Source organism: Streptomyces sp. R302 (assembly GCF_012927245.1).
In the GTDB taxonomy this organism is placed as follows: domain Bacteria; phylum Actinomycetota; class Actinomycetes; order Streptomycetales; family Streptomycetaceae; genus Streptomyces.
The window spans coordinates 152178-165704 of sequence record NZ_JABBGE010000005.1 but is presented as its reverse complement, the minus strand read 5'-3'; the positions used below and the strand labels follow the sequence as shown (position 1 = coordinate 165704).

12 protein-coding genes and 1 pseudogene are annotated in these 13527 nt (G+C 73.6%); 6 read left to right on the top strand and 7 right to left on the bottom strand.

Annotated features, from left to right (window positions below; all coding sequences use genetic code 11):
* Positions 1–50 precede the first annotated feature (50 nt).
* Both HHL19_RS17070 and HHL19_RS17065 read right to left on the bottom strand, forming a co-directional pair.
* Complete coding sequence (locus HHL19_RS17070; protein ID WP_169090461.1) at positions 51–1700, bottom strand: GMC oxidoreductase; 1650 nt, start codon at positions 1698–1700, stop codon at positions 51–53.
* A gap of 236 nt (positions 1701–1936) precedes the next feature.
* A complete protein-coding gene (locus HHL19_RS17065; RefSeq protein ID WP_169090459.1) occupies positions 1937–3049 on the bottom strand; it encodes an asparaginase in 1113 nt (370 codons plus the stop codon).
* A gap of 138 nt (positions 3050–3187) precedes the next feature.
* Here HHL19_RS17065 and HHL19_RS17060 point away from each other — a divergent pair, with 138 nt between their 5' ends.
* The 4 genes from HHL19_RS17060 (at position 3188) to HHL19_RS17045 (ending at position 6849) form a co-directional block, all read left to right on the top strand.
* Positions 3188–3652 (top strand): Lrp/AsnC family transcriptional regulator, encoded by a 465-nt coding sequence (locus HHL19_RS17060; protein WP_169090457.1) that lies wholly within the window; start codon positions 3188–3190, stop codon positions 3650–3652.
* A 198-nt stretch (positions 3653–3850) separates the two neighbouring features.
* Complete coding sequence (locus HHL19_RS17055; RefSeq protein ID WP_169090456.1) at positions 3851–4651, top strand: endonuclease; 801 nt, start codon at positions 3851–3853, stop codon at positions 4649–4651.
* Between the two features lie 90 nt (positions 4652–4741).
* Positions 4742–6022, top strand: a complete 1281-nt coding sequence (locus tag HHL19_RS17050) for a VWA domain-containing protein (RefSeq protein WP_169090454.1) — start codon at positions 4742–4744, stop codon at positions 6020–6022.
* On the top strand, positions 6022–6849 hold the full coding sequence (locus HHL19_RS17045; RefSeq protein ID WP_169090452.1) for a hypothetical protein: 828 nt from the start codon (positions 6022–6024) through the stop codon (positions 6847–6849). The genes HHL19_RS17050 and HHL19_RS17045 overlap by 1 nt, the downstream gene beginning before the upstream one ends.
* A 207-nt stretch (positions 6850–7056) precedes the next feature.
* Here the strand turns inward: HHL19_RS17045 and HHL19_RS17040 are convergent, their stop codons facing one another.
* From HHL19_RS17040 to HHL19_RS17020, 5 genes are all read right to left on the bottom strand, one after another.
* On the bottom strand, positions 7057–7536 hold the full coding sequence (locus HHL19_RS17040; protein ID WP_169090450.1) for a (2Fe-2S)-binding protein: 480 nt from the start codon (positions 7534–7536) through the stop codon (positions 7057–7059).
* An 18-nt stretch (positions 7537–7554) separates the two neighbouring features.
* Entirely contained in the window at positions 7555–9918 is a 2364-nt protein-coding gene (locus HHL19_RS17035; protein WP_169090448.1) for a molybdopterin cofactor-binding domain-containing protein, read from the bottom strand.
* A 144-nt stretch (positions 9919–10062) separates the two neighbouring features.
* Positions 10063–10503 carry a hypothetical protein gene (locus HHL19_RS17030; RefSeq protein ID WP_169090445.1) on the bottom strand — a complete coding sequence of 147 codons (441 nt, stop codon included), beginning with the start codon at positions 10501–10503 and terminating at the stop codon, positions 10063–10065.
* Between the two features lie 17 nt (positions 10504–10520).
* The gene (locus HHL19_RS36785) at positions 10521–10901 is read right to left on the bottom strand and encodes a hypothetical protein (RefSeq protein ID WP_206325283.1); all 381 of its coding nucleotides are present in this window, start codon (positions 10899–10901) and stop codon (positions 10521–10523) included.
* A gap of 95 nt (positions 10902–10996) precedes the next feature.
* Complete coding sequence (locus tag HHL19_RS17020; RefSeq protein WP_169090443.1) at positions 10997–11398, bottom strand: DUF6223 family protein; 402 nt, start codon at positions 11396–11398, stop codon at positions 10997–10999.
* Between the two features lie 333 nt (positions 11399–11731).
* Between HHL19_RS17020 and HHL19_RS17015 the strand changes: the two are divergent.
* Both HHL19_RS17015 and HHL19_RS17010 read left to right on the top strand, forming a co-directional pair.
* A pseudogene (locus tag HHL19_RS17015) lies at positions 11732–12859 on the top strand (sensor histidine kinase).
* The gene (locus HHL19_RS17010) at positions 12856–13524 is read left to right on the top strand and encodes a response regulator transcription factor (protein WP_169090441.1); all 669 of its coding nucleotides are present in this window, start codon (positions 12856–12858) and stop codon (positions 13522–13524) included. The pseudogene HHL19_RS17015 and the gene HHL19_RS17010 overlap by 4 nt, the downstream one beginning before the upstream one ends.
* The last annotated feature ends 3 nt before the right edge of the window (positions 13525–13527 follow it).

Here is a 13527-nt window from a genome sequence, read left to right as displayed (position 1 = left end):
GAAGGCCGGCCGGTGCGCGAACCGGCCGGCCTTCGCGTGGGGCGGGTCACTCAGAAGTCCTCGGCGATGATGCGCTCCATGTTGCGTTCGGCGAGGGCGGTGATGGTGACGAAGGGGTTGACGCTGGTGTTGCCGGGGATCAGGGAGCCGTCGACGACGTAGAGGCCCTGGTAGCCGTGGAGGCGGCCGTGGTTGTCGGTGGCGCGGTCGAGGACGGCGCCGCCGAGGGGGTGGTAGGTGAGGTGGTCGCCCCAGATCTTGTACGCGCCGAAGAGGTCGGTGCGGTAGATCGTGCCCTCCTTGGCGTTGATCTTGTCGAAGATGGACTTCGCCATGTCGATGGAGGCCTGCTTCCAGGACCGGTCCCAGCTGAGGTCGACGCGGCCGGCGGCCTGGTTCCAGGTGAACTCGGCGCGGTGCGGGGTGCGGGTGATGGAGAGGTAGAAGGAGGCGTAGGTCTCGATGCCGGTGGGCAGCGGGGCGACCTCGGCGAAGGCGCCGCCCGCGTTCCAGTTGTCGATGCCGGCGGTGGGCATGGCGGACTGGAGCTTTCCGGTGGGGTCCCACATGTGGTTGGCCCGGCCGCACATGACGTTGCCGTTGTCGCCCCAGCCCTTGCCGATGTGCTCGTTGAGGGCGGGCAGGGCGCCGGTGGCCTTGAGGCGGGTGAGGAGCTTGCTGGTGCCGACGCTGCCGGCGGCGAAGAAGACCCGGTCGGCGCGGACGGTCTTGGCGGCGAGGACGGCGCCGGTGGTGTCGATCTGCTCGATGGCGACGGTGTAGCCGCCGGCGGCGGCCGGGGCGACCGAGGTGACGCGGTGGAGGGCGGAGACGGTGACCCGGCCGGTGGCGGCGGCCCGGGCGAGATAGGTCTTCTGGAGGCTCTTCTTGCCGTGGTTGTTGCCGTAGATGACCTCTCCGGCGAGGGCGGACTTCGGTACGGCTCCGGCGGCCTCCTGCTTCATGTAGTCCCAGTCGTAGACGTTGGGCACGAAGACGAAGGGGAAGCCGGAGCGCTGGGCGTGCTTGCGGCCCACGCGCGCGTACTGGTAGGCGTCGGTGCTCTCCCACCAGGCCTCGTCGACGGAGGTGACGCCGAGGCCCGCGTTGGCGCGCGGGTAGTAGGTGGCGTACATCTCGGCCGGGTCGACGGTGGGGAGGATCTCGGGGAAGCGCTCGCGGAGCGGGGTGACGGCCATGCCGCCGTTGACGAGGGAGCCGCCGCCGATGCCGCGGCCCTGGTAGACGGTGATGCCGGCGAAGTCCTCGGCGTCGAGGATGCCGGTGTGCCGGGGCACGTCCTTGTCGAGGGGGAAGCCGAGGAACTGGCTCAGCGGCTGCTTGGTGCGGGTGCGCAGCCAGAAGGAGCGGTAGTCGGGGGTGGTGGTGTTGGCGAAGATCTTGCCGTCGGGCCCGGTGGTGTCCCAGGCCATGCCCATCTCGATCATGTGGACGTCGACGCCGGCGCGGGCCAGGCGGAGGGCGGCGACGGAGCCGCCGTAGCCGGTGCCGACGACGAGGGCGCGCACGTGGGAGCCGTCGGGAAGGGGACAGATGTTCAGGCCGGGGCCCTCGGCCCGGGCGGGGGTGGTGAGGGTGCCGGCCAGGGCGGCGGCACCGAGAACGGAACCTGTTCCCGTCAGGAAGCGGCGGCGGCTGACTCCGTGGATTCCCTGGGCGGACAGGGGGTGTTCACTCATGTGATCTTCCTCACTCGTGAGTGAATGGGAACACGTTCTACGACTGGCCGCCGAGGAAGTCACGAGAAACCGACGGGTAACTTCTGGCCGGATACGCCCTCTTGATCGCTCCGCGGGATACGCCGCGCGAAGGCACCGGGGCCGTACGGGGGGTGTTTCCGGCTCGCGGGCGGAGAGGTGGGGTCCGACACCCGCGAGCCGGTGCCAGGGGGGCGAGGCCCGCCCGGTCGGAGGCGTCAGGCGCGGGCCGGGGCCGGGGTGGGGGTCGCCTCGCGGGAGCTGCCGGTGGCGAGGGCCGGGGCGGGACGGACCGGGCCTTCGAGGAGGCGGCGCAGGAGAGCGGTGCGGCGGGCCGGGCCGTCGCCGTCGACATCGGCGAGGAGCGCGGAGAGGACGGCTATACGGGCCTGGCCGGCGCGGAGGGTGCCGGTCAGCAGGCCGCCGTTGGCGACGAGGTCGACGGCGCCGCCGCCGGTGTAGATCTCGGCGAGCGGGCCGGCCGGGACACGGGTGGTGACGGCGACGAGGACGCCCCGCGCGGTGGCCTCGGCGACGGCCTCGGCGATCTCCGGGGTGGCGTTGCCGGCGCCGGTGGCGACGAGCACGATGCCGCGGGCCCCGGCGGCGAGGGCCGCGTCGAAGTGGAGCCGGTCGCCGTCGGTGTGGTGGAAGACGACGTCCACCCGGGGCAGCGCGCCGCGGCCCGCGTCCGGGTCGGCGGTGCGGGCGGCGGACGGCAGCGGGAGGACGGCCGGGCGGTCCGGGAGGCGCTCGATGTCGACGCGGGAGAAGCCGACCCGGCCCAGGCGCTCGGCCGACGGGTCCGAGAAGGCGTCGGCGGCGAGGGTTCGGGTCTTCACGGTGCCGCGGGCTGCGTGGACGCGGCCGTCGAAGACGACGAGGACGCCGAGGTCGCGGACGGTCGCGGCGACCTGGAGGGCGTCGTACAGATTGCCGGGGCCGTCGCCGTCGCCGGTGCCGAAGGGGCGCTGGGCGCCGGTGAGGACGACCGGACGGGCGTCGTCGTGGTGGAGGTCCAGGAGGAAGGCGGTCTCCTCCAGGGTGTCGGTGCCGTGGGTGACGACGATGCCGTCGACGCCCGGGTCCGCCAGGGTCTCGTGGACCGCGCGGAGCAGCACGAGCTGGTGGGCGGCGGTGAGGAGCGAGCTGTTGACGTTGAAGAGGTCGCGGACCTCGACGGTCACGCCCTCGGGCAGCGGGGCGGTGGCGAGGACGTCGTCGCCGGAGGCGTCGGCCGCGTAGCCGGTCCCCTGCCAGCGGCTGGCGATGGTGCCGCCGGTGCTGATGACGACGATCCGCCGCGGGCTTCCGTCGTTCGTCCGCTGCATGTCCGCCGCCTCTCCGTGCCTGGTGTGCCACGGCCCCACCCGGTTCCGGGGCCATCTCGGCAACGGTAGGCCAAAGAGGGGGGCATTCGATTGCCAATGTGGGCGCAGAATTGTTTCTGTGTGGCAGATAATGGCGCCATGGACCGAATCGATCTCCACATCTTGCGCGAGCTCCAGCAGGACGGCCGGCTGAGCAACCAGGAGCTCGCCCAGCGGGTCGGACTGAGCCCCTCCCCCTGTCTGCGCCGGGTGCGCCAGCTGGAGCAGGACGGGGTGATCCGGGGGTACCGGGCGATCATCGACCCGGAGGCGGTGGGCCGGGGCTTCGAGGTGCTGGTCTCCGTCGAGGTGAAGCGGGACCGGGAGACGGTGGAGGCCTTCGAGGCGGCGCTCCAGTCGATTCCGGACGTCATCGAGGCGTACCGCCTCTTCGGCAGCCCGGGGTGCCTGCTGCGGATCGCGGTGGCGGACCTCTCGGCGTACGAGCGGCTGTGGATCGAGCAGCTGACGGCGCTGGCCGGGGTCACCGAGGTGAACTCCCAGATCATCATGAAGCGGATCAAGGAGCCGAAGGGGATGCCGGTGGACCTCCGGGGCGCCTGAGGTCGAAGTGGCGCCATTCACCCGTGAGCGGTTGCCACGTATGCGAGAACGTCACCGAATGGCTCTTTGTCCGTAACACGACAACCCCCTCTCTCGTGCGAACCTCCCGGATGACACGAAGTCAACACGCGTAGACCGCCGCCCTCGAGCCGGGCACACGGCGGTCGCCCGCGTGCCCGTCCCCGGGAAAGGGCCCCCATGTCGGTTGCACGGATACGCAGTTGGAAGGTCTGGGCGGCGATGTCGGCCGCCGTCGTCGGCCTCACGCTCCCCACGGTCACGGCGACCCCCGCCGCCGCCACCACGACCGCGTACGACTCCACGTACTACAAGAACGCCGTCGGCAAGACCGGCACCAGCCTCAAGTCGGCGCTGCACACCATCATCAGCACCCAGAACAAGATCTCGTACAGCGCGGTCTGGAACGCCCTGAAGGTCACCGACCAGGACCCGAACAACACCAACAACGTCATCCTGCTGTACAGCGGCGTCTCGCGCAGCAAGTCCCTCAACGGCGGCGACGTCGGCGACTGGAACCGCGAGCACGTGTGGGCCAAGTCCCACGGCGACTTCGGCACCTCGACAGGACCGGGCACGGACCTGCACCACCTGCGCGCCTGCGACGTCCAGGTCAACAGCATCCGCGGCAACAAGGACTGGGACTTCGGCGGCAGCCCGGTCGGCGGCGCCACCGGCAGCTACACCGACTCCGACTCCTTCGAGCCGCGCAACGCCGACAAGGGCGACGTGGCTCGTATGATCCTCTACATGGCCGTCCGCTACGAGGGCGACGACGCCTGGGCCGACCTGGAGCCCAACGAGTCGACCAGCAACGGCAGCAGCCCCTGGCACGGCCGTCTCTCGGTCCTGAAGCAGTGGAACGAGCAGGACCCGCCGAGCGCCTTCGAGGAGCGTCGCAACGACGTCATCTTCAACACGTACCAGGGCAACCGGAACCCCTTCATCGACCACCCGGAGTGGGTCGAGGCGATCTGGTAGTCCGTCAGGACCGCGGGTCCGGCTCCCCGTCCGGCGGGAAGCCGGACCCCCGGTTTTGGATTGTCGGAGGTTCATCAATACGATCCGCCGATGATCACGAGAAAACGGCTGGCGACCGGGGCCTGCGCGCTGCTCGTCGCCCTGACCGCCGCGCTGCTGCCCACGAGCGCCTCCGCCGACGAACCGGCGGCGAAGGAATCCCCCAAGGTCGAGCTGGTGCTCGACGTCAGCGGCTCCATGCGGGCCAAGGACATCGACGGCAAGTCCCGGATGAGCGCCGCCAAGCAGGCCTTCAACGAGGTCCTCGACGCGGTCCCGGAGGAGGTACGGCTCGGAATCCGCACGCTCGGCGCCGACTACCCCGGCGACGACCGCAAGCGCGGCTGCAAGGACACCCGCCAGCTGTACCCGGTCGGGCCGCTCGACCGGACCGAGGCGAAGACCGCCGTCGCCACCCTCGCCCCCACCGGCTGGACCCCGATCGGCCCGGCCCTGCTCGGCGCCGCCGACGACCTCGGCGAGGACGGGGCGACCAAGCGGATCGTCCTCATCACCGACGGCGAGGACACCTGCGCCCCGCTCGACCCCTGCCAGGTGGCCCGCGAGATCGCCGCCAAGGGCATCCACCTCGTGATCGACACCCTGGGCCTGGTCCCGGACGCCAAGACCCGGCAGCAGCTCACCTGCATCGCCGAGGCCACAGGAGGCACGTACACCTCCGTCCACCGCACCGACGAACTCTCCCGCCGGGTCCGCCAGCTGGTGGACCGCGCCGCCGACCCGGTGGTGACCCCGGTCGCCACCGAGGGCGCCGGGCGCTGCGCGGACGCCCCGCAGCTCACGCCGGGCCTCTACACGGACCGGGAGACCTTCGGCGAGCACCGCTGGTACAAGGTCGACCTGCTGCCCGGCCAGGAACTGCGCGCCTCCGTCAGCGTCTCCGCCGACCGCGCCGTCGACAACGACTACGGGGTGCTGCTGCGTGCCGTCACCCGGCACGGCCGGGAGATCGTGCGCGGCTCGGAGGCCGGCGACGGCCGCACCGACGTCATCTCCACCGGACTGCGCTACCCGAAGCCGGAGGCGGAGGACGCGGACATGGACGGCGAGGGGAAGCCGGCCGCCGAGACCGTCTGCCTCCAGGTCAGCAACTCCTTCTCCGCTCCCCCGGCGGTGAAGACCACGCCCGGCATGCCGATCGAGCTCACCGTCGACATCGTCGACGGCCCGGCCGACGCCTCGGACGTCGCCTCCTTCGGCCTCGGCCGCGGCTGGTGGCTGCTCGGCGCGCTCGTGCTCGCCGGCTTCCTCGCCGGTCTGATCTGGGGCTGGCTGTCCCGCTGGCGCGTCGCCGTCTGGAGGACCCACTGATGCGTACCGTACGGATGCTCGCGGCGGCCGCCCTCGCCGGCGCCGCCCTGCTCGGCCCCGCCGCGCCGGGCGCCCTCGCCGACACGCCCACGCCCACGGCCTCGGCCGGCGAGGAGTCGGGGCCCACGGAGGCCGGCACCACCTTCCGCACCGCCGCCGCCTTCCGGCCCGGTCAGGAGGCCACCGCGCAGGCGGCGACGGGCGACTACCTGTACTGGGCGTTCCCGGCCGACACCGGCGAGCGGCCCACCGTCAAGGCGACGGTGACGCTGCCGGAGAGCGGACTGCGGCACGGCCCGGCCACCTGGCGGGTCGACGTGTACGACGGGCTGCGCCGCCGTCAGCCGTGCATGTACGGCGCCCAGTCGCGTACCGCCGCGAAGGAGGCCGCCTCGCTGGAGCTCGCCTGTGTGCTGCGGCCGGTGCGGGCCTCCGCCGACGCCTGGGCGAACGACCCGCTGCCGGGCAGCTACTACGTGCGGCTGACCGTCACCGGGCTGCCGGAGGAGGACCTCGGCCAGTCGTTCTCGGCCCGCATCGGCGTCGACATCTCCGACAAGGGCGGCGCGTACGCCACCGACGGGGCGCTCGCCGCGCCGCTGGTGCCGGGGGCCACCACGGCGGACCTGGCCGAGCAGGCCGAGGAGGAGGGCCGCCGGACCGCCGTGGAGGCGGCCGCGCCCGAGGACGGCTGGTCCTCCGGCCGGTGGTCCGACCGCTGGATCTGGACCGCCGCCGGCGGTGTCCTCGCCGCGCTCGCGGGCATCGGGGGCTACGTCCTGACCAGGGGTACGGGCCGCCCGCCGCGGGTGCCGCCCGCCGCCTGAGCCACCCCTTCCGAAGGCCCCCGTCGCGAGCGCGGCGGGGGCCTTCGCGCGGACCTGGGCACGCCTCCGGGGCGCTTCTTCCGAAGGGGAGCAGGGACATGAACGCGATCGGCACCGTCATCGGCGGGCGTTACGGCGGCTCCGATCCGCCCGCTCTCGTCCTTCGCCATGCCGTCACCATCCCCTTCGCCTCACGAACCATCCGGGTCACGGCATGCGGCGGGCCCCTTCGAGGACCGCCTGCCGGATGCGGTGGTAGGTGCCGCAGCGGCAGATGTTGCGGAGCTCGTCGAGGTCGGCCTCGGTGACCTCGCGGCCTGCCTCCCGGGCCCGGCGGACCGCGTCGACGGCCGCCATGATCTGGCCGGGCTGGCAGTAGCCGCACTGGGCGACGTCGAGGTCCAGCCAGGCCTCCTGCATCGGGTGGAGCTCGGCGCCGACGGTGTCGGGGAGGCCCTCGATGGTGGTGACCTCGTCGTCGTCGGCGAGCTCGCCGACGGGCACGGCGCAGGGTGTGAACGCCTTGCCGTTCAGATGGCTCGTACAGGCCCGGCAGACGCCGACCCCGCAGCCGTACTTCGGTCCGGTGACGCCGAGGACGTCCCTGAGGACCCACAGGAGCCGGACGTCGGACTCGACCTCGGCGGTGACGGCCTTGCCGTTGAGGATGAAGGTGTGCTGGGGCACGGGGAGCTCCGGGAGGGGTCAGAGGACGCGGTCGCGGCCGTCGGTCGGGGAGGCCGGGACCGGCGGGACGGCCGGCGTGGGCGTGAAGGCGAGCGGGGCGGTGTGGTTGACCGGGAAGACCGTCGGCATGGTGCCGGTCGCCCGGCCGTACGCGCCCGCGACGGCCGCCATCGCCGCGGCGACGGCCAGCTCGCCCGCCCCGCCGGGCTTGTCGCCCGTCGGCGGCATGACGACGATCTCCAGCTCGGGCGGGGTGTTCCACTGCCGGGTGTAGTAGTAGTTGTCCCAGCTGGACTCCAGGAAGGCGCCGTCCTTCAGGTGCAGCCCCGAGGTGAGCGCGAGGGCGATGCCGTCGGAGATGCCGCCCATCATCTGGGCCTCCAGGCCGCGCGGGTTGACGGCGAGGCCGACGTCGACCGCGCAGACCACCTTGGTGACGCGGGGGCCGGTGTACGCGTTCGGCACGGTACGTCCGGTGGTCGCGGGCCGGCAGTCGATCTCGGCGAGCACCGCCACGTACGAGTGGTACTCGGGGTGCACGGCGATGCCTTGCCCGGTGCCGGGCTCCATCGGCCGTCCCCAGCGGCCCAGTCGGGCGACCTCGTCGAGAACGGCCCTGGCCCGGGACTCCTTCGCCAGGCGGCGGCGCAGGGCGTAGGCGTCCTCGCCCAGGCGGCGGGCCAGTTCGTCGATGACGAGTTCCTGGGCGGTGCGCACGTTCGGCGAGTAGATGTTGCGCATCGAGCCGGTGTTGTAGCCCTTGTCGGTCTCGGCGAGGAGCTGGGTGGTGACGCCGAGGTGGTAGGGGCTGATCTGGGTGAGCTGGAACATCGTCTCGGAGAAGGTGAGGTCGGCGACCGGCAGCCGGGCCGCCTCCGCCGTCAGGACCTCGCCGATGCCGTGCCCGAAGTCCGTGGCGACGGAGGTGTGCCGCTGCTCGTACGTGAGCACCTCGCCGAGCGAGTAGGTGGCGCGGACCCGGGAGGTCGACATGGGGTGGGTACGCCCCTGCCGGAAGTCGTCGGTGCGGTGCCACATGAGCTTCACCGGCTTGCCGAGCTTCTTCGAGATCTCGGCGGCCTCGTGGGCGGCGTCGTGGAAGAGCTTGCGGCCGAAGGAGCCGCCGCCCTCGGTGACGTGCACCTTCACGGCGGAGACGGGCAGGCCGAGGCGGAGCGCGAGCTGTTCCTGGGCGACGATCGGCGCCTTCAGCGAGCCCCAGATCTCGGCGGAGTCCGGGCGGACGTCGGCGATGGCGCAGTTGGGCTCCAGGGCGCCGTTGCTGGCGAAGTGGAAGGTGAAGCGGGCGTCGACGGCCTTGGTGAGCAGCGGCAACGGCGGGACGACGAGCGGGAGTTCGGCGCGGCGCAGCTCGGCGAGGACGGTGGCGTCGGTGGCGTCCTCGGCGGTGCCGGGACCCCAGTCGACGTCGAGGGCGCGGACGGCGTCGACGCACTGGCCGAAGGTGCGGGCGCGGACGGCGACGCCGGTGGAGACGGTGACGACGTCGGTGACGCCCGGCATGGCCCGTACGGCGTCGAGGTTGGCGACGGAGCGGACGGTGCCGTTGATGGTGGGCGGGCGGCAGACCATGGTCGGCAGGGCGCCGTCGACCTGGAGGTCCATGGCGAACTTCTTGCGGCCGGTGACGGCGTCGAGCCCGTCGAGCCGGCTGCGGGCGGTGCCGATGACCCGGAAGTCCTCGCGGTCCTTGAGGGTGACGGTGACGGCGGAGTCCGCCACGGCGGCGGCCCTGGCGGCGAGTTCGCCGTAGCCGAGGACGGCGCCCGCCGGGGAGAGGACGGCGCCCGCCTTGGTGGTGAGGGTGGAGACGGCCTCACCCAGGACGAGGGAGGCGGCGTGCAGGAGCCGGCCGCGGGCGACGGCGGCGGCGACCCGGATCGGGGTGTAGGTGGAGACGGTGGTGTTGGAGCCGCCGGTCAGCTGGTTGAAGAGCAGCTCGGGACGGGCGTCGGCGAGGGTGACCTTCACCTTCTCCAGGGGGATGTCCAGTTCCTCCGCGATGAGCATGGCGGAGGAGGTGGTGACGCCCTGGCCGACCTCGGCGCGCGGCAGGGCGAAGTGGACGGTGCCGTCGGGGTCGAGGCGGAGGGTGATGAGGTGGCTGGTCGGCAGAGCGGCCAGGGTCAGCAGGTCGTTGAGGTCGAGGAGTTCGGCCGGCCCCGGCAGCGAGGGGACGACGGCCTCGGCGGTCGCCGGGGCGACGGCCTCGGCGCCGACCTGGGCGGCGACGGTGAGGGTGGGCGCGGCGAGCACATAGCCGAGGAAGCGGCGCCGGCCGATGCCGGGCGTCTCGCCGGCGCCGGCCGGGGGACTCTGCTCGTTCGCGTCGTTCGCGCGCGCGGGATGCCGCCTGGCCATGAGGGGTGCCTTTCGACGCTGCCGTACCGGCCCGAGGGGACCGGTCTCCTTCTCGGGTGCGGGGGCGATCATCGCGCATCCAGGGCCCGCGCGGGACCACTTCGGTGCGGATTCGGCGAAGATCCTCGCTGGTCAGAGGCGTTTTCAGTCAGGTCCGCCGGATTTCTCCCGCCGCTCCTGCGACACGGTCGCCGCCGACGGCGGCTGCTGGACGCGCAGCTCGACGCGGCACCGCTGGACCGGGGGATGCTCTGGGGTGCGGGACGGGGCGGGTGACCGGGCATCTGCGGGGCTGGGCGCGGAGGTGTTCGGCATCGACCTCTCCCCCGGGATGGTCGCGGTGGCCCGCGGGGCGCATCCGGGGCTCCTGGCTCCTGGCTCCGGGCTCCGCTTCGAGGTCGGGTCGATGAGCTCGGCGGCGCCCTGGCCCGGTACTCGACCGTCCCCCTGGACGATCCGGAACTCGCCGCCGTCTTCGTCGAGTTCGCGCGTGTCCCGGCCCCGGGCGGGCTGCTCCTGCTCGCCTTCAAGGTGACCACGGGCCCGGAGCGGGAGCGGCGCCGCCTGGAGCGGGCGTACGGGCACGCGGTGGACCTCGACGTCTACCGCTGGGCCACGGAGCGGATCGTACGGCTCCTGGGCACCGCGGGCCTGGTGGAGTCGGCGCGGCTGGTGCGGGAGCCGGACGCCACCGACGCCTCGCCCCAGGGCTTCGTCCTGGCGCGGAGGCCGCGCAGGTCGCGCAGGGCCTGAACGCGGCGGGCGTTCATCCGGCCGCCGCAGGAGCGGAGCTGGTGCCGGGAGACGCGGGCCCGCTGACCGCCGCCCGCGATGAGGGCGTTCACCGAGACCATCGGGTCGCCGCCGACCGAACGGGCGAGCAGCGCGCCCACCACGACCGGGCCGAGGGCGACCACCAGGGCGGTGCCGGTGGCGGAGGCGCGGCGGAGGGGGCGGGGGCGGCGCGGGCTGCGGAGGCTCATGTGTCCAGTTCAGCCGCCGGCGGCGCCTGGCGGATGCGCCGGTGTACTCAGGGGAGGTGGGCGCCGTACTCAGGGCCGCGCACCCGCAGGTGCCGTCAGTCGGTGCGGCGGGCGCGTGCGTGGGCCCGGACGCCCAGGGCCGTCGCGGCGAGGCCGACGAGCAGGGCCACGTAGGCGCCGCCGAGGCCGTTGCCGGTACCGAGGCCGCCGTCGGCGGTGGCCGCGACCACGGCGCCCAGGACGACGGCGACCGGTCCTGCGGCGAGGGCGAGCCGCGCTCCGCGACGGGCGGTGGGGCGGGTGAGGGCGCGCCACGCGGCGACCAGACCGATCAGACCGATCACCGCGCCGGCGGACGCGGCCAAGCGGCCGACGCTGAAGGTGGTGACGGACGCGGCGAGGGTCTGGGCGGGGGCGGACGCGACGGCGGAGGCGGCGGTCGCGACGACCGCGAGCACGGCGGCCGTGCCGGTGGCGAGCAGGCGGCGGACGTTCATGGGACGGCTCCTCTTCTTCGTACGACTCTGCTGGATGCGGCTCTGGTCGGTACGGCTGCGCCGGGTGCAGGTCCGCTCGGTACGGCCCCGCTCGGTTCGCCCCCGCTCGGGTTCGGCCCCGCCGGGTGCGGCGCTCCCGCTCCGGACGGCTCCTCGCCGTGCGACCAGGTGCCCCGAGCATGTCCCCCTGGCCCCGTCCCGGTCGTCCGCCCGCCGTGGACACTTCGTCTGCCGCGCTCGCGGTACCGGGCGCTCGCCTACTGCGTCCGTGGTAGGCGGTGGCTCGTCCCCGGGGCCGACTCCCCGGCCTGCCGGTCCGGTTAGGGTGCGCCCATGGCGGAAGTGGGAGCGAGGGCCCGGCGGCGGTACGTGGACACGGCCGTCGCGGCGGGAGTGACGGCGGCGCTGCTGGTCACGGCGGCCTCCGGTGACCGGCCGGGTCCCGCGCTCGCCGTGGCCGGGTACGGCCTGCTGGCGGTCGGCGGGCTCGCGCTGGAGGCGCGGCGGCGGGCCCCCCGGGTGGTGCTCGCGGTCACCGGCGCGTGCGCGGTCGGGTATCAGGCGGCCGGGTTCGACGTGCCGGTCGTGGCCTTCCTGTTCGCCGTGTACGCGGCCGTACGGGCCGGGCACCGCAAGGTCACGGTGGTGGCGAGCGTGCTGATGCTGGCCGCGCTGCCGGTGGCCGCTCTGCTGTCGGGCCCCGCCGACGCGGGCGAGGCGTTCGCACGGGCTCGGGGCGCGCTGGAGATCGCCTGGCTGCTCGCGGCGGGCGCCGCGGGCGAGGCGCTGCGGCAGGCCGAGCGGCGGGCGGACGAGGCGGAGCGGACCCGGGAGGAGGTGGCGCGGCACCGGGCCGACGAGGAACGGCTGCGCATCGCCCGGGAGTTGCACGACTCGCTCACGCACCAGATCTCGGTGATCAAGGTGCAGTCGGAGGTGGCCGTCCATGTGGCCCGCAGGAGAGGCGAGGAGGTGCCGGCGGCGCTGCTGGCGATCCAGGAGGCGGGGCGGGAGGCCAGTCGGGAGCTGCGGGCGACGCTGGAGGCGCTGCGCGACGACGCCACCGCGCCGCCGCGCGGCCTCGACGACGTGCCGGAACTGGTCGAGCGGGCGCGGGTGTGAGGGCTTGAGGCGACGCTGAGCGTGGCAGGGCGGCCTGCGGACGTGCCGACGGCGGTGGACCGGACGGTGTACCGGATCGTCCAGGAGTCGCTGACCAACGTGGCGCGGCACGCGGACGCGGCCACGGCGAGCGTGCGGATCGACTGCCGCCCGGAGGCCCTGACCGTCAGGGTCGAGGACGACGGCCTGGCGACCCCGTCCCTGCCGCCGGTGCCGGGGCTCGGTCTGCTGGGCATGCGGGAGCGGGTGACCGCGCTCGGCGGCCTGCTGACCGCGGGGCCGCGCGACGGCGGCGGCTTCGCGGTCCGGGCCGAGCTGCCGGTGGAGCGGCCGCTGTGATCCGGGTCCTGCTCGTCGACGACCAGCCGCTGATCCGCAGCGGTTTCCGCGCCCTGCTCGATCTGGAGGACGACATCGAGGTGGTGGCCGAGGCCGCCGACGGCCGGGAGGCGCTGTCCCTGGTCCGCGCGCACCTGCCGGACGTGGCGCTCGTCGACGTCCGGATGCCCGTGCTCGACGGGATCGAGACGACCCGGCGGATCGCCGGGGATCCGGCACTCGCCGGGGTGCACGTGGTGATCCTCACCAACTACGGCCTGGACGAGTACGTCCTGGACGCGCTGCGTGCCGGTGCCGCCGGATTCCTCGTCAAGGACGTGCTGCCGGAGGACTTTCTGCACGCCGTGCGGGTGGCGGCGCGTGGTGACGCGCTCCTCGCGCCGTCGATCACCCGCAGGCTCATCCACCACTGCCTCGCCCGGCCGCCGGCCGTCGCCGCCGCGGGTGCGCCGGGTCTCGACGAGCTGACCGGCCGGGAGCGCGAGGCCGTCGTCCTGGTGGCGCGCGGGCTGTCGAACGACGAGATCGCCGCCCGCATGGTGATCAGTCCGCTGACCGCGAAGACGCATGTCAACCGGGCCATGACGAAGCTGGGCGTCCGGGACCGGGCCCAACTGGTGGTGCTCGCCTACGAGTCCGGTCTCGTCGCCCCGCAGGAGTGGTGACGC

Coding starts and splice junctions, on each gene's coding strand:
- HHL19_RS17020 (WP_169090443.1), bottom strand. CDS start 11,398: ATGAACGTCCGCCGCCTGCTCGCCACCGGCACGGCCGCCGTGCTCGCG.
- HHL19_RS17065 (WP_169090459.1), bottom strand. CDS start 3,049: ATGCAGCGGACGAACGACGGAAGCCCGCGGCGGATCGTCGTCATCAGC.
- HHL19_RS17045 (WP_169090452.1), top strand. CDS start 6,022: ATGCGTACCGTACGGATGCTCGCGGCGGCCGCCCTCGCCGGCGCCGCC.
- HHL19_RS17070 (WP_169090461.1), bottom strand. CDS start 1,700: ATGAGTGAACACCCCCTGTCCGCCCAGGGAATCCACGGAGTCAGCCGC.
- HHL19_RS17050 (WP_169090454.1), top strand. CDS start 4,742: ATGATCACGAGAAAACGGCTGGCGACCGGGGCCTGCGCGCTGCTCGTC.
- HHL19_RS36785 (WP_206325283.1), bottom strand. CDS start 10,901: ATGAGCCTCCGCAGCCCGCGCCGCCCCCGCCCCCTCCGCCGCGCCTCC.
- HHL19_RS17055 (WP_169090456.1), top strand. CDS start 3,851: ATGTCGGTTGCACGGATACGCAGTTGGAAGGTCTGGGCGGCGATGTCG.
- HHL19_RS17035 (WP_169090448.1), bottom strand. CDS start 9,918: ATGGCCAGGCGGCATCCCGCGCGCGCGAACGACGCGAACGAGCAGAGT.
- HHL19_RS17060 (WP_169090457.1), top strand. CDS start 3,188: ATGGACCGAATCGATCTCCACATCTTGCGCGAGCTCCAGCAGGACGGC.